The sequence below is a fragment of the Photobacterium lutimaris genome (assembly GCF_003025555.1).
GTDB lineage: Bacteria > Pseudomonadota > Gammaproteobacteria > Enterobacterales > Vibrionaceae > Photobacterium > Photobacterium lutimaris.
This window is the reverse complement of sequence record NZ_PYMH01000025.1, coordinates 1-18,834: the sequence shown is the minus strand read 5'-3', so window position 1 is coordinate 18,834 and position 18,834 is coordinate 1. Positions and strand designations below refer to the sequence as shown.

Here is an 18,834-nt window from a genome sequence, read left to right as displayed (position 1 = left end):
CCGTTATATCCATGGCGGGGCCGATTTCATTTACAGTAATGCAAAGAGGACGATATGGTAACCATTCGTTTGGCACGTCACGGCGCTAAGAAGCGTCCATTTTATCAAATCGTTGTTGCTGACTCACGTTGCGCTCGCGACGGTCGTAACATCGAAAAAATTGGTTTCTTCAACCCGCTAGCTAAGGGTCAGGAAGAGCGTCTACGTCTAGATCTTGACCGTGTTAACCACTGGGTTGGTCTAGGCGCTACTGTGTCTGACCGCGCAGCTAAGCTAATCAAAGACGCTGCTAAAGCGGCTTAATTAGCATGACAGGTATTAGAGAAGCGATGAGTACACAAGACCGCATTGTTGTTGGGAAACTTGGTTCCACTTATGGCATCAAGGGTTGGCTCAAAGTTTTTTCTTACACCGAAGAAGCTGAAAGCATTTTTTCCTATCAGCCTTGGTTTATTAAAGTCAAAGGTGAGTGGAAGGAGCTCCGCGTTGAATCGTGGAAGCGCCATGGTCAGGGCCTAGTCGCTAAGCTAGAAGGTCTGGATATCCGTGAGGATGCTCAGATGTTCACGAATGCTGAAGTCTACGCATTGGCTGACCAACTACCAGCACTGTCAGAAGACGAGTTCTACTGGCGTGAGTTGTATGGAATGGCAGTCGTGACAACCGAAGGTTACGACCTAGGTAAAGTGACTGACATCCTGGAAACAGGTTCCAACGACGTTTTGGTAGTCAAAGCCAACCTGAAAGATGCTTTTGGCCAGAAGGAACGTTTAATTCCGTTCCTCGATGAGCAGGTCATCAAGTCGATTGATCGCACTGCTCAGCGGATCGAAGTTGACTGGGATCCTGGATTTTAATCCCCGGTAATAGGTGAACAAATGAAGGTAGGCATAATCAGCCTTTTTCCTGACATGTTTAATGCCATTACCAATTTTGGGGTAACAGGCCAGGCGGTAAAAAAAGGCCTTTTGTCAGTGGAAACGTGGAATCCTCGTGATTTTACCCACGACAAACACCGGACGGTTGATGACCGCCCATATGGTGGCGGACCGGGTATGTTGATGATGGTGCAGCCTTTGCGCGATGCCATTCATACTGCCAAAAAGTCCGTAGATGGCCAGGCTAAAGTCATTTACCTGTCGCCTCAGGGCCGTAAGCTTGATCAAGCGGGTGTTGAGGAGCTGGCGCAGAATGAGAATCTGATTCTTATCTGTGGTCGCTATGAAGGGGTAGATGAGCGCATTATCCAACAAGAGGTAGACGAAGAATGGTCTATCGGAGATTTTGTGCTGACGGGTGGTGAACTGCCAGCCATGACCTTAGTGGATGCAGTGGTTCGGTTTGTGCCGGGTGTACTGGGAGACTTTGCGTCGGCGGAAGAAGATTCTTTCGCAAATGGTTTGCTAGATTGCCCTCATTATACGCGTCCTGAAATGTTGGACGGGCAGGAAGTCCCTAAGGTCTTGCTGTCTGGGAATCACAAGGACATTAGTCGCTGGCGGTTGAAACAATCGCTGGGCCGTACTTGGTTGAGAAGACCAGAGCTCCTGGAAAACCTAGCTCTGACTGACGATCAGGAATTCTTGCTGGCGGAGTTTATCCGTGAACACAAAGCAAGCATTTAATTAATTTAGTATCAGTTTATTCTAGGGTATTTACCAATGAGTAACATCATTAAGCAGCTCGAAGACGAGCAACTAAAACAAGACCTACCAACTTTCGCACCAGGTGACACTGTTGTTGTACAAGTTAAGGTAAAAGAAGGTAACCGCGAGCGTCTACAGGCTTTCGAAGGCGTTGTAATCGCTAAGCGTAACCGTGGTCTACACTCTGCATTCACTGTTCGTAAGATCTCTAACGGTGAAGGCGTTGAGCGTGCGTTCCAGACTCACTCTCCAATCGTTGACAGCATTACTGTTAAACGTCGTGGTGCAGTACGTCGTGCCAAATTGTACTACCTACGTGAGCGTTCAGGTAAATCTGCACGTATCCGCGAGAAGCTTACTTCTAAGTAATTCTCGACACGTAAGACGTTTAATGAAAAAGCCCACCGCAAGGTGGGCTTTTTTTATGCGTGAAAAACGAGTTTGTATGCATTTTTTGGCGCATTATTCATGCGTGCTTGAAAGTAGATAAATGCAATACCTTCTGTTTTATGTTATTGATTTAAAAGTATAAAATCACTAGTGTCAGGTGAAAGTCAAAAATGGCATAAATTTTGTTTATATATTATTCGTAATTTACACATTGAAATGAATGATGTATTGCCAGCAAGTCTCTATTCAGGATGATGAGTAACGCTATATACATAGGAGTTACTAATAATGAATAAATTTACAATTGCGTCTGTTGCAGTCGCCACTGCTTTACTTGCTGGCTGCGGCGGTTCATCATCGGGTTCGAATGGTGGTGACGGTAATACTGGCAAGCCACCTGTTGGTGGTGAAGCTGAAGTGTGTTTTAACCCAACGCTTTGGGAAGATGCGACCCACGAAGCGACATGGCAGGCACGATGGAGTGAGGAATCTGACTTCTATCTGCAGACAGAACACACCCAAATTAGTAATGGTGTTGATTTCGAAGAGCATAAATCAATTACTCAGGTCGAATATATTTCTAACTACTCTGAAACGCCGTTAGGTTTTGAGTTAGAATCCAAATCACATCGCCTGCAAAAATCACGCAATGGCTCTTCGCAGCGCTTTGAGTATTATGTGATTGATGAGCAATCAACTTCCGTTTCATACGCAGGTGACCAGTATGTGAATGATTTTGACGGTAGTGTGGAGGATGATCGTGATGTGAACTCTCCTGCAGCACCGCAGTGGTTGTTCGGTTCAGATAAAGGCCAAACAACAGCAGCGAGCTACACCTCAGAGTTTTCTTTCTTCCTCGATGGTCAGTTGGAGGATCGCCTTGTCTACGGTCAAAATAAGCGTCAAGTCACGTTTAATGGCTTTGAGACGATTGATGTGAACGGCAAATCAGTTGAAACCTGTTCATTCTCTATCGATTCAACTTTGAAAGGCAATGCTGACGGTGAGGTTTGGACTGACATTGAACAGTCAGAGCAATGGATCGATAAAGACACTGGTGTAGTGGTCAAGTCAATTCGCTCTTTCCAAGAGATTGTAGATGGAATGGTTGATTACGAAAGCTACGAAGAAAAAGTACTTAAAGCGTATGTTATCGATGGTGAAGTGATCTTCTCTACTGAAGACGAAGAGTTGCCAGAAGCTTAAGTCAGCTTATTTCTCGAATAAAAAAACCAGCCTTGCGGCTGGTTTTTGTGTTTTCAGGGGGAGGTGAAAACTTAAGCGATTTCCGTACTGCCTTCAGCAGTCTCTTCGTCAGCAAGGTCAGTTTCGCCTTTGCCTTTAGAGCGCTTGATAACATAGCCGGCGATGGACAGTGAACCTACGATACCCGCGATAGTCGATACCGTCATTGGTAGGCCGAAACCTAGCTGGCTGTTGTTCAGGATGAAGGTAATACATACCGTGGTCATGAAGATAGCCGGTACGGTTGTTACCCAGTGCAGCTTGTTATGGCGCAGCAGGTAAGCTGATGCTGTCCACAGCATCATTACCGCGGTGCTCTGGTTAGCAAAGCCGAAGTAGCGCCAGATGATACCGAAGTCAACTTGAGTCAGGATACCACCGAGTACGAACAGAGGCAGGGCCATCAGTAGGCGGTTGCGTAGCGATTTCTGCTCCATGTTGAAGTACTCAGCCAGGATTAGGCGGCTTGAGCGGAACGCGGTATCACCCGAGGTAATCGGTAGGATAACCACGCCTAGGAAAGCAATAATACCGCCGAATACACCGAGCAGGCCGATAGATGAGCTGTAAACTACATTACCTGGACCACCGTTAGCGACGGCTTCTTGTAGTGACTCGACCGAGCCAAAGAATGATAGTGCGAGGGCACACCAGATAAGAGCAATCACACCTTCACCGATCATTGCGCCGTAGAACACGAAGCGGCCGTTCTTCTCGTTTTCCATACAACGTGCCATCAGTGGTGATTGGGTGGCGTGGAAACCAGAGATCGCACCACAAGCGATGGTAATAAATAGCGCAGGCCACAGTGGCAGGTCATTCGGGTTCATGTTGGTGAACATCTGGCTCATCTCGTAATCGCCAAGCAGGGTGTGCTCGCTAGAGAAGGCGATAGCGGTGATCAGGCCAACAGACATGAAGATAAGCAGCGCACCGAACAATGGGTAGAAACGGCCGATGATCTTATCAACTGGAACGATTGTCGCAATAATGTAGTAGGCGAAGATGATCACAACCATGGTGGTCATCGACATGCCGATATTGGTTTGCTCGTTGACCAGGTTGGTGATCATGCCGGCTGGCGCCGATACGAATACCACACCCACAAGCAGCAACAGTACGATAGCAAAAATATTCATAAAGTGTTTTGCACCGTTGCCCAAGTAGCGGCCGGTAATCGTTGGTACTGACGCGCCACCATTACGTACAGATAACATGCCTGAGAAGTAATCGTGGACAGCACCGGCAAAGATACAACCCAGGACAATCCACAGCATAGCGGCTGGACCGTATAGGGCACCCATGATAGGACCGAAAATCGGGCCGACACCGGCAATGTTTAGCAGCTGAACAAGGTACACTTTCTTGTTCGACATAGGTACGTAGTCAACACCGTCTTGCTTGGTATAAGCAGGCGTTTGGCGCTTTTCGTTAATACCGAAGATTTTTTCAATGAATGCACCGTAGATGAAGTAACCACCTACCAGCGCCGCAACACACATCAGAAACCAGGCCATATCTTGTCTCTCTAATCTTATTGGAGTGGGTTATGTGAGTTTTGCGTTCCGTGCCTCTACACCCTCAGCAACTGCGCAAAACTTATTTTGATAACTGCCATGCTAAACGTTTGCCTGCAATATTCACCCGCTAAAGGGGTGAGTGGTTGTATGGCAGAGTGAGTGGTCGATAATGCCATTAAGCGGTTTTATCGAGTTGGGTGAGCGGTTTTCCCGAGGATTAAGCGGTGGGCGACTGAATATTAAATCCGTGATCACCGTCAGGGTGTGGCGAGGGAAAGGTTGATAGAGAAGGGTATGTTGCCAAAAGATGGAGGATAAACCCTCCATCACCTGTCGTCGTCAAATGGACGCTTAGCTAAGGCCGAAGCGATCCTTGAGCTCTTTGAGGTAGCGGCGACTGACCGGCACTTGATGGCTGCCACTCGTGGTAATTTCAGCGAGACCATTTTCCAATAACTTAATTTCTCTGATCGCTGTCGGGTGGATCAGGTACTGGCGGTGGCAGCGGATCAGTGGAGTTTTCTCTTCCAGCGTTTTCAAGGTTAGCTGGGTGGTTGCCTCGGTATCGTGGCTAACGACGTGAACCCCACTGAGATCGGAATAAGCGGTTTCTATCTCGTCGGGACGAAGCAGCAAAATTCGGTTGTGGCCACTACAGGGGATCAGCTCCAGCATGTCAGTGACCAGTGGTGAGTAGTCTGCAGGTTGGCATTCCCGCGCCAGCCGTTTGATGGTCTTGGTCAGGCGGCAGGTTTCCACCGGCTTGAGCAGGTAGTCGAAAGCATTGTCCTCGAACGCTTTGAGAGCGTATTCGTCATAAGCGGTCACGAAAACCACTTTGGGCATGGTATCAGGGTCGAGCATGCTTAGCATTTCAATGCCGGTGATTTGCGGCATCTGGATATCGAGAAAAACGACATCGGGTTTGAGGGCATTGATTTTTTTCAGCGCTTCGATGGCATTATTGCATTCCCCAATCACCTCGATCGATCCATCTTCTTCCAGCAGGTCGATCAGCTCTTCCCGGGCATATTTTTCATCATCAATGACAAGGGCTTTAATCATGCCGCATGCTCTCCGTTACGGTGTGTGAGGGTATCAACGGGCAGTTTGATGGTTGCCCGGGTCCATTCATGGGCCTGAAAGGTCATGCTCAAGCCGTACTGTTTGCCAAACATGTTCTTCAGTCGCTTATCGACAATCTTCATGCCAAGGCCACTTTCCTCACCGACAGGTGCATAGTTGCCGGCGTTATCCTCGACTTCGAGGATGACATGATCTTGTTCGACAAAGCCGTTGATGGTGATTTTACCATTTTCCAGCAGTGATGAGGTGCCGTGTTTTATCGCGTTTTCAACCAGCGGCTGCAGGGTAAAGGTCGGTACTTTCATGGTCATCAACTCATCAGCAACATTGACCTCGACACAGAGCCGGTCAGAGAAACGTGCCAGTTCAATCTCCAGGTAGGCGTGTATATGCTGCAGCTCTTCTTGTAGGGTTACCGTTTCGATATTCTGCTTGAGGTTGCGGCGGAAGAATTGCGACAGGTGCTGGATCAGCTGGCGGGCTTTGTCCGGATCGCGCCGGACGACTGAGTTGATCGTATTAAGCGCATTGAACAAGAAGTGCGGATTCACTTGGGCTTGCAGCAGGCGCAGTTCGGCTTGGGTCAGCAAGTTTTGCTGCTGGATATAGCGCCCGGTCAAGATTTGGTTGGACAGCAGCTTGGCGATCCCTTCGCCCAGCGTGAGATTAACCGTGGAGAACAGTTTGCGCTTGGGTTCGTAGAGTTTGATGGTGCCGAGCACTTCGTTGTTACCGCCAACCAGCGGGATCACCAGTGCTGAGCCCAGTTTGCACTTGTCATGCAGCGAGCACTGGTAGGGGATATCATAGCCGTCGGCATACACCAGCTCGCAGCCATCAATGGCACGGCGGGTATAACCTGAGGATATCGGGGTGCCGGGCAGGTGGTGGTCATCACCGATGCCGATAAACGCGAGGATTTTTTCGCGGTCGGTGATCGCGACGGCACCGACGCCGGTTTCTTGGTAGATGATCTTGGCGATTTTCTTGGTGGTTTCTTCATTGAACCCCTGGCTGAAGATCCCGACTGAACGTTGGGCGATTTTTAGGGCACGGCTTGAAAATGCGGCAGAGTATTTTTCGTAAATGGTTTTTCGGTCTTGAATGATGCTCATGAAAAACGCGGCCCCGACCGAGTTGGCGATCACCATGGGCAAGGCGATCGCACTGACCAGGCCGAGTGCTTTCTCGAACGGTTGGGCAACGGCTAGGATGATCAGCATCTGGACAATTTCGGCCACCAGAGTGATGACAAGTACCACCTGCGGGCGGAAAATCTGATCGGCTTGCCCTCGGCGCACATAGTAACTGTGCATCAAGCCACCGATCAGACCTTCGGCTGTGGTGGAGATCGCACAGGCCAGATCGGTAAAGCCTCCGAGGCTGTAGCGGTGGAGGCCGCCGGTCAGGCCCACGGCAAAACCCACGATGGGTCCGCCAAGCAATCCCCCCATGACGGCACCGATTGCCCGGGTATTGGCAATCGCATCTTCTATGTGTAATCCGAAGTAAGTGCCTAAAATACAAAAGAGAGAAAACAGGATGTAGCAGGTAAAGCGCTGAGATAGCCGACCTGAAATAGAGGTCAGGGGCATGAACAGTGGGGTCTTGCTGAGCAAGTATGCCAGTACCAGGTATACGCTGAGCTGCTGTAAAAGAGAAAAAATCAGTTCCATTGCCATAGGGGATGCGAGTGGGCATTGCCATTATGGTAACTGGCTTTGGGCAATAGTGCCAAAAAGGCTGTGGGTGTAAATTTATATTTACGGTGGATTTTTTTCTTTACAGGTGTTGCAATGTCTCACTGGGGCCTGCTATTGTCTGTTTAACAACAGGGGATTCCTGTTTTTCTTTCTATATTTTGTATTTATTAGTTTACAGGGAAGCCCACATGCAAAAAGACCAGCTGAATAACGTCCATATTGAAAACGAGTCGGTATTGATCACACCACAAGAGCTACGCACCAAACTGCCAGTGAGTGAAAATGCCCTCAACTTCGTTCGCCAATCTCGACAGACCATTGCCGATATCATTCACAAGCGTGATCATCGCTTGCTGGTGGTGTGTGGGCCATGCTCTATCCATGATATCGAAGCCGCTAAAGAGTATGCGGTTAAGCTAAAAGCACTGTCGGAAGCGCTGAGCGATCAATTGTACATTGTGATGCGGGTCTATTTCGAAAAGCCGCGTACGACAGTGGGATGGAAGGGGCTTATCAATGACCCGCACCTTGACGGCTCCTTCGAAGTTGAAGAAGGCTTGCATATTGGCCGCCAGCTATTGATTGACTTGGTTGAGATGGGGATCCCGCTTGCGACCGAAGCGCTGGACCCGATCAGCCCGCAGTACTTGGGGGATTTGTTTAGCTGGGCGGCCATTGGTGCCCGCACCACCGAATCCCAGACTCACCGCGAGATGGCGAGTGGCCTGTCGATGCCGGTTGGCTTCAAGAACGGTACCGATGGCAGCTTGGGAACGGCGATTAATGCGATGCAGGCTGCAGCTTCTGGCCACCGCTTTATGGGGATCAACCGTGATGGCCAAGTCGCACTGCTCAATACCCAGGGTAACCCTGATGGCCACGTTATTTTGCGTGGTGGCAAACAAACCAACTATGATTCAGTCTCCGTGACCGAGTGTGAAAACGAGATGAATGCATCAGGCCTTTCTCCGTCACTGATGGTAGACTGTAGCCATGCTAATTCCCGTAAGGATTACCGTCGTCAGCCATTGGTTGCCGAAGATGTGATCCATCAAATCCGTGAGGGCAATCAGTCCATTATCGGTTTGATGCTGGAAAGCCATATTAATGAAGGAAACCAGAGTACGGATCTTCCGCGTGGAGAAATGGCTTACGGTGTGTCTATTACCGATGCTTGTATCAACTGGGAATCGACCGATACCTTGTTGCGTCATGCACACCAAGAACTTACGCCATTCCTTCAGCAGCGTGTTGAAGACTAAATCCGCCACCAATGCAGAGAGCCATAGATGGTCGCTGAACTGAGTAAACTAAGAGATCAAATTGATGATGTCGACCGCCAGATGGTGGAGCTGCTAGCCCGCCGTCTCTCCTTGGTCGAAGAGGTCGGCCATGTGAAAAGCCAGCATGGCTTGCCGATTTATGCGCCTGATCGAGAAGCGGCGATGCTGGCTTCACGCCGTCAGGAAGCTGAGAATAAAGGGGTACCACCGGATCTCATCGAAGATATCCTGCGTCGTACCATGCGTGAGTCCTACGCCAGTGAAAATGATTCAGGGTTCAAGTGCCTCAAACCTGAACTGCGTCCAATTGTCGTCGTGGGTGGTCATGGCCAGCTAGGTAGTCTGTTTTGCCGTCTGTTTGAATTGTCGGGTTATCAGGTGCGCAAGCTGGGCAGCCAAGATTGGGATCGGGCAGATGAACTGTTGGCGGATGCCGGTATGGTTGTGGTATCAGTGCCGATCAACTTGACCGAAACCATTATCGCCAAGTTGGGCAACTTGCCGGAAGACTGTATTCTTGCTGACTTGACCTCGGTGAAGAGTGGCCCTGTTCAGGCGATGCTGGAAGTACACCGTGGCCCTGTGGTTGGCTTGCACCCGATGTTCGGCCCGGATATCACCAGCTTGGCCAAACAGGTTGTTGCTTACTGTGATGGTCGTAACCCGGAGCACTACCAGTGGTTGCTAGAGCAGATCCAAATTTGGGGCGCGACCCTAAACCGGATCAGTGCGATCGAACACGATGAAGGGATGACGTTGATCCAGGCGCTGCGCCACTTCACTTCGTTTGTGTATGGTGTACACCTTGCCGAGGAAGATCCGAAACTCGAGCAGTTGCTGTCACTCAGCTCGCCAATCTACCGCTTGGAGCTGGCAATGGTGGGACGCCTGTTTGCACAGGATGCCCAACTGTATGCGGATATTATTATGTCGTCGCCGCAGAACCTGGCGATGATCAAACGCTTCCACCAACGTTTCGGCGAAGCCATTGCGATGCTGGATAACCAAGATAAAGAGACGTTCAAGCAGGCCTTTGGCCGGGTTGAAAATTGGTTTGGGGATTATGCCCAGCATTTTTTAATCGAGAGCCAGGGATTACTTAGACAGGCGAACGACTCCACTCACCGTACCTCGTCAGAGCGCTAGGAACAGCGAATGTTGACAACAACAAAGCCCACGTACTTCGCAGTGCGTGGGCTTTTTGTTTGCTTCGGCTTTAGGGCAAAGCAATGTTGAAACTAAGACGTCGGTGACATATTGCTAAATAGGATGTCAAAACCTACCCAATAGGGACATTGGGTAGGAGCTACATGGATGTATTTACCGCGTTTTTGACATTCCGACTCAGTGATGTGCTTGTGCCTTGCTTCGAATGGCAACGGACTTAAAGCAAGTCACCAGTCTCAGGATCAACCGGTTTGACGTTCTCGCTCGGGTAGCAACCCAATACCTTGATAAAGCGGGTCAGGCGGGTTAGCTCTTCCAGTGCCTCCTGCATCACCTCCGATTTGAGGTTCTCCTCAACATCGACGTAGAACATCTCTTCCCACGGATTGCCAATCACCGGACGCGACTCTAGTTTGGTCATGTTGATATTGAGGTTACGTAATACCAGCAGGCACTCGACCAGTGAGCCGGCTTTCTGGGCGGTAGACATGGTCAGGGTGGTTTTGGCTGGGATCAGCGAGGTCACCTCAACCGGCTTGCGTGCAACGACAATAAAGCGGGTGTAGTTTTCCTGCTGGTTGGCAATATTGGATTTGAGTGGGGTAAGGCCATATAGCTCACCGCTTGAGGCATTACCGATAGCTGCCACGTTGGGCTGCTTGAGCTCAGCCACTATCTTCATTGCTTCAGCGGTGCTTGAGCAGTACTCCTGGGTAATATTGCCCATAGAGTGGAGATATTCGCTACATTGCTGATGTGGCTGTGGGTGAGAGTAGAGCGTATCAATGTCTTCAAGCTTGGTATCAGCCGCAGCGAGCAGGCAATGTTCTATCGGCTGGTTGATCTCACCGACAATCGACAGGCTGGTGTGCTGTAGCAGGTCGTAGACTTCATTGATAGAGCCCGAGCTGGTGTTTTCAATCGGCAGGACACCGTAGTCGGCATTGCCAATTTCCACCGTGTGCAGGACATCGCGAAAGGTCGAGCAGCTAAGCTCAACCAGCTTGGTTTGTTTTTTGCTGAAATAATTTCGGCTGGCGAGGTTGGAGTAGGAGCCTTTAGCACCAAGGAAAGAGACGCGAGCGACAGGTTGCAGGCTTTCTGGGTTAGCGATCTTTTGCAGGTAGGCCTGCTGGAACAAGACAGAGTCTTCGATAATAGTATGGAAGATTTGAGTGACGTACTGGGCGTCCAACTGCAGGGATTGGCCTGTTTCGATCAATCGTAGCAGCAGCGCTTGCTCACGGATTTGATCACGCACGGGTTTGGCGGTTTGAATTTTGCTCTTGGCCACTTCCAGGCTCAGTTGGCGGCGCTCGGCGAGCAGCTTTAGGATTTCATTATCGATACGGCTGACGTTGGTTCTGATTTCGTCCAGCGAATACTGCGGTTCTGTCATTGTCGCTCCCTGTCTTATTCATACAAAAAAGCCTCCTGGTGAGGAGGCTGTCTGTTCGTCTTTAGCTTGTTTCTTGCGCAACGAATAGCCCCCATTAAGGTGACATAAAAAAGAAGCTAAAGAAAAACAGTGTGGTTATTTGCATAAATACTGAATGCTATGGTTTTGGGTTAGTTATGTCTCAACATTATTCAGCCTTACAAGGCTTGTCAAGCAGAAACTAAACAGCCCTGCTAGGCAGGGCTGTTTATCAAATCCTCTTGAATAATTATGCTTCTTCTTCGGCTTCGGTTTCTGCTTCTTCAATTTGCGGCTTGTCGCTGTGGCTTGCACGGCGTGCCGTTGGTTTGTGAGCTTGTTTGTTCAGTTGGCGTTCCAGCTTTTGATATACCTCAGTAATGGCACCGTACATATCGTCATGCTCTGCTGAGGCGACTAGTTGACCTCCCGGAATAGCAGCAGATGCTTCAACTTTAAATTGGCGGTTTGGCTCGGTGCTGATCACAGCGTGTTTGCTGATTAGTGGAACCTGATACTTTTCTAATTTCTTGAATTTAAACTCAATACGCTCACGGATAGCAGGGGTGATATCTAGGTTTTTGCCGGTAATGTCTACAGTCATAATTATCTTTCCTCTTTTGCTACCCTTCGTTGGGTTGACTTCAGATTACTAAATCCAGGAATCAATAATGTGATCAAGATCACGATTACATTGTTAAAATATTGTCCAGAAAAATTCTGTGATCATGCCTCGCTTGTTGCAAAAAAGTTTGACGAAAGTGCTTGTAGAAAACCAGAAACTTGGGGCAGTATGAGGGAAGAACGAACGCTGGTGGCTGGTGCTATTCAGGGGGCTTTTTCGATTTATAACAAAGGCTTGTGTTAAATTTAACCACTCTTATAGCCAATAGCCGTCGAGGCAAATTATTCAGATCAAAAACAGCAGCCCTTGGGCTGCTGTTTTTTTTTGCTGAACGCCAACCGCTTAGGCTGGGTTGAGTGCGATCAGCTTACGGGTGTTTTCTAGTGGCTCACTCAAGCCAAGCTGTTCGTAAGCGCTTTCCATGATCAGCAAAGACTTTCGAGCGGCTTCGGTATTCGGGTATTCGCGCTGAATAAGCTGGGAGCGGTTGACCGCTGCCACCCATGCTTCACGTCGTAGGTAGAAATCGGCAGCTGCCAGCTCGTAATCGGCCAGGCGGTTTTTTAAAAAGACCATACGTGCCTGAGCATCCGCAGCATAACGGCTGTTCGGGTAGCGCTCTAGCAGGCGTTTGAAGTCACGGAAGGCTTTACGGGCAGGTTCCGGATCACGGTCATGGCGATCAATGCTGAACAAGTCATGCATAAAGCTCCGATCTTGCGCCATGCTGGTTAGGCCGCGCATATACAACACCCAGTCGGCTTTTTCATGAGCCGGGTTTAGGCGGTTAAAACGATCAATCGTTGCCTCACCTAAGGCAAGATCATCATTTTTGTAGTATGCATAGATAAGATCCAGCTGAACTTGCTCCGAGTAGGCACCGAATGGGTAACGGGAATCCAGAGTTTCCAGTCGTTCGATGGCTGTGGTCCAGCTCCCGCCTTGCAGGGCCTGTTGGGCGGTGGCGTATAGTTCAGATGGCGGTACGTCCGGTACCACTTCTTCCGTGCTTGAACAGCCTGAAAGTATGGCGACGGCAAGAAGAGACGATAGAGTCAGGCGTTTCATTGCGGCGACTGTTTCCTTGATAAAAATTTTATTTCGGTGGATCCATTACGGTCTGAGCCGTTAACAGATACAATGACACTATTATGTTATTTTACGCAGCGTTTGACGTTTAGTCCCACGCTTTTTAAAAAAGTTCGCTATGGCACAGCAGATAGAGTTAACAAATACAGTAAAAGATAGTCAACTTGGCTTGCGCCTCGATCAGGTTATCGCTGAATTACACCCCGATTACTCCCGCTCACGGATCAAAGAGTGGATTCTTAATGGTATGGTTTCTGTTGATGGGGAAGTCACAACAAAACCACGTTTGAAAATGATGGGCGGTGAAGAACTGTCGATCAAAGCGGAAATTGAAGACGAAGTCCGCTGGGTTGCTCAGGATATTCCGTTAGATATCGTACACGAAGACGAACACATTATCGTCATCAATAAGCCTCGTGACTTTGTCGTACACCCAGGTGCCGGTACGCCGGATGGTACAGTACTCAATGCGTTGCTTCACCACTGTCCGTCTTTGGCTGAAGTGCCGCGTGCGGGTATCGTTCATCGTCTGGATAAAGACACCACCGGTTTAATGGTGGTAGCAAAAACTATCCAGGCGCAGACTCGCTTGGTTCGTGCGCTACAAAAACGCAGAATCACTCGTGAATACGAAGCGATTGCGATGGGTAGGATGACTGGTGGTGGTACGGTTGAAAAGCCTATTGGCCGTCACCCGACCAAGCGTATCTGCATGGCTGTCAGTGAGTTTGGTAAACCTGCGATCACCCGTTTCCGCGTGGCTGAGCATTTCCGTGAGCATACGCGTATTATTTTGCGTTTGGAAACCGGTCGTACCCACCAGATCCGTGTGCACATGTCCTACTTAAGTCATCCGCTGATTGGTGATGCGATTTACGGTGGTCGTCCTCGCCCGCCGAAAAATGCATCTGATGAACTTGTTCAGGCTTTGCGCGCGTTTGACCGTCAGGCCCTGCATGCTCGTATGCTTCGTCTTGAGCACCCGATCACCGGTGAACTAATGGAATGGCGTGCACCGCTTCCAATCGATATGGTGGCGATGATCAGTATCCTGCGCAAGGATAAAGACGCGAACCAGGAAGAAGAGTACTAAATATGTGGATCGTCCCTGACTGGCCTGCACCAGCCAATGTGAAAGCGGTTGCGACCACTCGCAAAGGGGGGAGCAGCATTGGGCCTTACCAAGGTTTGAACTTGGGTGATCATGTTGGGGATGAACCAGAGGTTGTACAGCAAAACCGCCAGCGGTTGCAGCAGCAGCTTGGTTTGGACGTCGCACCGGTATGGTTGAACCAAACCCATAGTATTGAGGTAGTGAGCCTTGAGCAGGCTCAACCACAAGCGATGGATGCTGACGGTAGTTATACCGCAAAGTCTCAATTACCGTGTGTGGTAATGACGGCAGATTGTTTGCCGGTGATCCTCTGTGATCGACAAGGTACACAAGTTGCCGCAGTCCATGCTGGTTGGCGTGGCTTGGTTGATGGCATTATTGAGCAGGCTGTCGCTAAGTTTTCAGTTCCTGGCTCGGAGATCATGGCTTGGCTGGGCCCCGCTATTGGTCCACAGGCATTTGAGGTCGGTGGCGAAGTGCGTGAGCTTTTTCTGGCCCATGACCCTGCCGCCGCCCAAGCTTTTCAGCCTCGTGGTGAAAAGTGGTTGGCAGATCTGTACCAACTGGCTCGCCAGCGCCTTGCAAAAGTGTCCGTTGACGAAGTTTTTGGTGGCGATTGTTGTACTTACTCCGATGCTGAGCGGTTTTACTCGTACCGTCGCGATGGGGTTACAGGCCGCCAGGCAACCTTGATTTGGCGGGAATAGCCAATCTAACATACTCTACTAAAGCCCTGCTAATGCAGGGCTTTTTGTTATTAGGTGATTATTGACGTAGCGGCTAAATCATACTCAAGACGACTAACAGAGGAAAATTTAGCTTGAAAAATGAGAGCTAGGCCACCATATCTTATGGTGAGAGAAGAATAGGAGGACTTATGCGTCTTGACCGTTTTACTAGCAAATTCCAGATGGCAATCTCTGATGCTCAATCGCTAGCATTGGGGCGAGACCATCAGTATATAGAGCCAGCCCACTTGATGGTGGCACTATTGAATCAGGATGGCAGCACCATCCGTCCACTTCTAACCCTGTTGAATGTCGATATTGCTCAGTTGCGCTCTGGATTGTCTGAGCTATTGGAGCGACTACCGAAAGTAAGCGGTATCGGCGGTGATGTGCAGCTGTCACATGGTATGGGCATGTTGTTCAACATGTGTGACAAGTTAGCTCAGAAGCGTAAAGATAAATTTATTTCGTCTGAACTGTTTATTTTGGCGGCGGTGGATGACAAAGGACCGCTCGGTCAGCTATTGAAAGAAAAAGGGCTGACCGTCGAAAAAATAGAGCAGGCTATCGAAAAAGTCCGCGGCGGTCAGAATGTCAATGATCCGAATGCCGAGGAAAATCGACAGGCATTGGAAAAGTTCACCATTGACCTGACCGAGCGTGCCGAGCAGGGCAAGCTGGATCCTGTTATCGGCCGCGATGATGAAATTCGTCGCACCATTCAGGTGTTACAGCGCCGTACCAAGAACAACCCGGTGATCATCGGTGAGCCAGGGGTGGGTAAGACCGCGATTGTTGAAGGCTTGGCACAGCGTATAATCAATGGTGAGGTCCCTGAGGGACTGCGTCACAAACGTGTTCTTTCCTTGGATATGGGGGCATTGATTGCGGGTGCTAAATATCGCGGTGAATTCGAAGAACGTTTGAAGTCAGTCCTTAACGAGTTATCGCAAGAAGAAGGTAGCATCATCCTGTTTATCGATGAGCTGCATACCATGGTTGGTGCCGGTAAGGGTGAAGGCTCCATGGATGCCGGTAATATGCTTAAGCCTGCGCTGGCTCGGGGTGAGCTACATTGTGTTGGTGCAACAACACTCGATGAGTATCGTCAGTATATTGAAAAAGATGCCGCGCTTGAACGTCGCTTCCAAAAAGTGCTGGTGGATGAGCCGACAGTAGAAGATACGGTGGCTATTTTGCGTGGTCTCAAAGAGCGTTACGAGCTTCACCACCATGTGGAAATTACCGATCCGGCTATCGTTGCCGCAGCAGGCCTATCACATCGTTACATTTCAGATCGACAGCTGCCGGATAAGGCGATCGACTTGATTGACGAAGCCGCATCAAGTATCCGCATGCAGATCGATTCCAAACCGGAATCTCTCGATCGCTTGGAGCGTCGAATCATTCAGCTTAAGATTGAACAGCAAGCGTTGGAAAAAGAGAGTGACGATGCCAGCCAGAAGCGCCTGAGCGATCTGCGTGATGAGCTGGATAAAAAAGAGCGAGAGTACGCCGAACTGGACGAAGTCTGGAATGCCGAGAAAGCGGCCTTGTCTGGCACGCAACATATTAAGGCGGCGCTTGAACAAGCACGTACCGACATGGAAATTGCTCGTCGTGCGGGTGATCTCAACCGAATGTCGGAGTTGCAGTACGGCAAGATCCCGGAGTTAGAAAAACAACTCGATCTGGCCGCCCAAGCGGAAATGCAGGAAATGAGCCTGCTGAAGAACAAAGTCACTGAAGCGGAAATTGCGGAAGTGCTCTCCCGACAAACAGGGATCCCGGTTGCCAAAATGCTGGAAGGGGAGCGCGACAAGTTACTTCAGATGGAAGACGCGTTGCACAAGCGAGTTATCGGCCAGGATGAAGCGGTTGATGCAGTAGCGAATGCCATTCGTCGTAGTCGCGCTGGTCTGTCTGATCCAAATCGTCCGATAGGCTCTTTTCTATTCCTTGGCCCTACAGGGGTCGGTAAAACAGAGCTGTGTAAATCTCTGGCACACTTCATGTTTGACAGTGAAGACGCCATGGTGCGGATCGATATGTCAGAATTTATGGAGAAACATTCGGTGGCCCGTTTGGTAGGGGCACCTCCGGGCTATGTTGGTTATGAAGAAGGGGGCTACCTGACAGAAGCCGTGCGCCGTCGCCCGTATTCAGTGATATTGCTCGATGAGGTAGAGAAAGCACACCCTGATGTGTTCAATATCTTGCTACAGGTGCTGGATGATGGGCGATTGACTGACGGCCAAGGCCGGACGGTGGATTTCCGTAACTGTGTGGTGATCATGACCTCCAACCTCGGCTCTGATCGTATCCAGGAACACTTTGGTGAGTTGGACTATGAAGGAATCAAACACACGGTAATGGAAGTGGTGGGTCAGTATTTCCGTCCGGAGTTTATTAACCGTGTTGATGAGACCGTGGTATTCCACCCGTTAGGTGCTGAGCACATCAAGAATATTGCCAGCATTCAGGTTGCACGCTTGGTTAAACGGCTTCAAGAGCGTGATTACCTGCTTAAACTAGAGGACAGCGCACTGGATCTGATTGCCGAGGCTGGGTTTGATCCTGTCTTCGGTGCTCGACCGCTTAAGCGTGCAATTCAACAATATATAGAAAACCCGTTGGCGCAAGACATACTGTCAGGCAAGTTTGTTACCGGTAAGCCGATAAGCGTCGTCGCAACAGATGGCCATATTGAAGCCAAACAGTAATATCTCTGCTTGAGCCTAAAGCCCTCCTTGTTTTAAGGGGGGCTTTCTACATTCCTTTACCGTTAAATTCATTTCATATTCATCCTCGTCTCTCTACTCAACGTTAGTTTCTGAGCCGGTATTTCAACAGCAACTCAATGATAAAGCCGGTGTGCTGCTTCAAGCGATGGTGTTTGCCGCTAAAGCTGATGGCCATATTGATGATCAGAAACGTGCTGCAATCGTCAAGTGGGTCGCCGGGCAGCAATTAGGGCTTGATAGTGAAGCGGCAATCTTGCGTTGGGTTGATGCTCCGCTTGATCCAAATTTACTTAGCCAGCAAGTTGACAATATGCACTGGCCTCTGAAGTGTATTTAGTCTCTTTGCTTGCAATAAATATTGACCACTTTTTGGAGCGTGCTTACTTGGATGAATTGGCCAAAGCACTGTCACTCCCTAATGAATTGGTCACTCGGATAGAAGAACAAGCGGATGTGTAGGGTGAATTACATACTAGAATCGCTTGGGCTGTGTGATATTTAGCCGCTTGCTTCGGTTTGGCGAAATAATTCAATTTAAGGTATTGCCAAACCTAACTAAGTCTCTATAATGCGCCTCCGTTGTCACGATAAAGCACTGATTCAGAGCGGTTGTGGCAAACATTGTTCTTTAACAATTTGACCATGCAATCTGTGTGGGCACTCGTGAAATGATAGTCAACAAAAGAATTATCAATGAAACTGAGTGACCAATTCAAGTTGGTACAGCCTTGAGCTGTTTTGTTTCACTTTTTTAAAAGTGAAAGCCAATGAGAGCACAGTCAATTCAATCATTACTTCGGTAATGATTTAACAGTATTTCATTGAGCCGCTATTAATTTAGCAGCATATCAAATTTTAATTGAAGAGTTTGATCATGGCTCAGATTGAACGCTGGCGGCAGGCCTAACACATGCAAGTCGAGCGGCAGCGACAACATTGACCCTTCGGGTGATTTGTTGGGCGGCGAGCGGCGGACGGGTGAGTAATGCCTGGGAATATGCCCTGATGTGGGGGATAACCATTGGAAACGATGGCTAATACCGCATAATCTCTTCGGAGCAAAGAGGGGGACCTTCG

17 protein-coding genes, 1 rRNA gene, 1 pseudogene and 1 other annotated feature are annotated in these 18,834 nt (G+C 49.3%); of the genes and pseudogenes, 13 read left to right on the top strand and 6 right to left on the bottom strand.

From position 1 onward, the window contains the following. Window positions 1–54 precede the first annotated feature (54 nt). The 5 genes from rpsP to C9I99_RS26230 all read left to right on the top strand — a co-directional run bounded on the left by rpsP (window position 55) and on the right by C9I99_RS26230 (window position 3,242). A complete protein-coding gene (gene rpsP / locus C9I99_RS26250; protein ID WP_075763068.1) occupies window positions 55–303 on the top strand; it encodes a 30S ribosomal protein S16 in 249 nt (82 codons plus the stop codon). Next, a complete protein-coding gene (rimM, locus tag C9I99_RS26245; RefSeq protein ID WP_208113430.1) occupies window positions 303–857 on the top strand; it encodes a ribosome maturation factor RimM in 555 nt (184 codons plus the stop codon). Before rpsP ends, rimM begins: the two co-directional genes overlap by 1 nt. Before the next feature lie 21 nt (window positions 858–878). After that, complete coding sequence (trmD, locus tag C9I99_RS26240) at window positions 879–1,625, top strand: tRNA (guanosine(37)-N1)-methyltransferase TrmD (RefSeq protein ID WP_107351787.1); 747 nt, start codon at window positions 879–881, stop codon at window positions 1,623–1,625. 36 nt (window positions 1,626–1,661) lie between these two features. Then, entirely contained in the window at window positions 1,662–2,015 is a 354-nt protein-coding gene (gene rplS / locus C9I99_RS26235; RefSeq protein ID WP_107351786.1) for a 50S ribosomal protein L19, read from the top strand. A 309-nt stretch (window positions 2,016–2,324) separates the two neighbouring features. Beyond that, complete coding sequence (locus C9I99_RS26230) at window positions 2,325–3,242, top strand: hypothetical protein (protein WP_107351785.1); 918 nt, start codon at window positions 2,325–2,327, stop codon at window positions 3,240–3,242. Window positions 3,243–3,313: 71 nt separating this feature from the next. On the opposite strand, the gene C9I99_RS26225 is transcribed toward C9I99_RS26230, so the two are convergent. The 3 genes from C9I99_RS26225 to C9I99_RS26215 all read right to left on the bottom strand — a co-directional run bounded on the left by C9I99_RS26225 (window position 3,314) and on the right by C9I99_RS26215 (window position 7,563). Then, a complete protein-coding gene (locus tag C9I99_RS26225) occupies window positions 3,314–4,798 on the bottom strand; it encodes a carbon starvation CstA family protein (protein ID WP_107351784.1) in 1,485 nt (494 codons plus the stop codon). A gap of 354 nt (window positions 4,799–5,152) precedes the next feature. Beyond that, window positions 5,153–5,866 (bottom strand): two-component system response regulator BtsR, encoded by a 714-nt coding sequence (gene btsR, locus C9I99_RS26220; RefSeq protein ID WP_107351783.1) that lies wholly within the window; start codon window positions 5,864–5,866, stop codon window positions 5,153–5,155. Then, entirely contained in the window at window positions 5,863–7,563 is a 1,701-nt protein-coding gene (locus C9I99_RS26215) for a sensor histidine kinase (protein WP_107351800.1), read from the bottom strand. Before C9I99_RS26215 ends, btsR begins: the two co-directional genes overlap by 4 nt. 215 nt (window positions 7,564–7,778) lie before the next feature. Here C9I99_RS26215 and C9I99_RS26210 point away from each other — a divergent pair, with 215 nt between their 5' ends. Then, the gene (locus tag C9I99_RS26210; RefSeq protein WP_107351782.1) at window positions 7,779–8,852 is read left to right on the top strand and encodes a 3-deoxy-7-phosphoheptulonate synthase; all 1,074 of its coding nucleotides are present in this window, start codon (window positions 7,779–7,781) and stop codon (window positions 8,850–8,852) included. Between the two features lie 27 nt (window positions 8,853–8,879). After that, a complete protein-coding gene (tyrA, locus tag C9I99_RS26205; RefSeq protein WP_107351781.1) occupies window positions 8,880–10,019 on the top strand; it encodes a bifunctional chorismate mutase/prephenate dehydrogenase in 1,140 nt (379 codons plus the stop codon). A gap of 238 nt (window positions 10,020–10,257) precedes the next feature. Here tyrA and pheA read toward each other — a convergent pair whose 3' ends face one another. Both pheA and hpf read right to left on the bottom strand, forming a co-directional pair. Further along, a complete protein-coding gene (pheA, locus tag C9I99_RS26200) occupies window positions 10,258–11,439 on the bottom strand; it encodes a prephenate dehydratase (RefSeq protein ID WP_107351780.1) in 1,182 nt (393 codons plus the stop codon). A 21-nt stretch (window positions 11,440–11,460) separates the two neighbouring features. Continuing rightward, window positions 11,461–11,582, bottom strand: a sequence feature (Phe leader region). Window positions 11,583–11,707: 125 nt separating this feature from the next. Continuing rightward, complete coding sequence (gene hpf, locus C9I99_RS26195) at window positions 11,708–12,061, bottom strand: ribosome hibernation-promoting factor, HPF/YfiA family (protein WP_107351779.1); 354 nt, start codon at window positions 12,059–12,061, stop codon at window positions 11,708–11,710. Between the two features lie 69 nt (window positions 12,062–12,130). Here hpf and C9I99_RS26190 point away from each other — a divergent pair, with 69 nt between their 5' ends. Further along, entirely contained in the window at window positions 12,131–12,325 is a 195-nt protein-coding gene (locus tag C9I99_RS26190; RefSeq protein ID WP_107351778.1) for a hypothetical protein, read from the top strand. Window positions 12,326–12,424: 99 nt separating this feature from the next. Here the strand turns inward: C9I99_RS26190 and bamD are convergent, their stop codons facing one another. Then, on the bottom strand, window positions 12,425–13,150 hold the full coding sequence (gene bamD, locus C9I99_RS26185) for an outer membrane protein assembly factor BamD (RefSeq protein ID WP_107351777.1): 726 nt from the start codon (window positions 13,148–13,150) through the stop codon (window positions 12,425–12,427). Between the two features lie 139 nt (window positions 13,151–13,289). On the opposite strand from bamD, the gene rluD reads away from it, so the two are divergent. From rluD to C9I99_RS26160, 5 genes and pseudogenes are all read left to right on the top strand, one after another. Next, window positions 13,290–14,264 carry a 23S rRNA pseudouridine(1911/1915/1917) synthase RluD gene (gene rluD / locus C9I99_RS26180; protein ID WP_107351776.1) on the top strand — a complete coding sequence of 325 codons (975 nt, stop codon included), beginning with the start codon at window positions 13,290–13,292 and terminating at the stop codon, window positions 14,262–14,264. Between the two features lie 2 nt (window positions 14,265–14,266). Continuing rightward, window positions 14,267–14,992 (top strand): peptidoglycan editing factor PgeF, encoded by a 726-nt coding sequence (gene pgeF, locus C9I99_RS26175; RefSeq protein ID WP_107351775.1) that lies wholly within the window; start codon window positions 14,267–14,269, stop codon window positions 14,990–14,992. 170 nt (window positions 14,993–15,162) lie between these two features. Next, window positions 15,163–17,736 carry an ATP-dependent chaperone ClpB gene (clpB, locus tag C9I99_RS26170; RefSeq protein WP_107351774.1) on the top strand — a complete coding sequence of 858 codons (2,574 nt, stop codon included), beginning with the start codon at window positions 15,163–15,165 and terminating at the stop codon, window positions 17,734–17,736. Window positions 17,737–17,902: 166 nt separating this feature from the next. After that, window positions 17,903–18,216, top strand: a pseudogene (locus C9I99_RS26165) (tellurite resistance TerB family protein). 397 nt (window positions 18,217–18,613) lie between these two features. Next, window positions 18,614–18,834, top strand: a 16S ribosomal RNA gene (locus tag C9I99_RS26160); the annotation flags it as partial.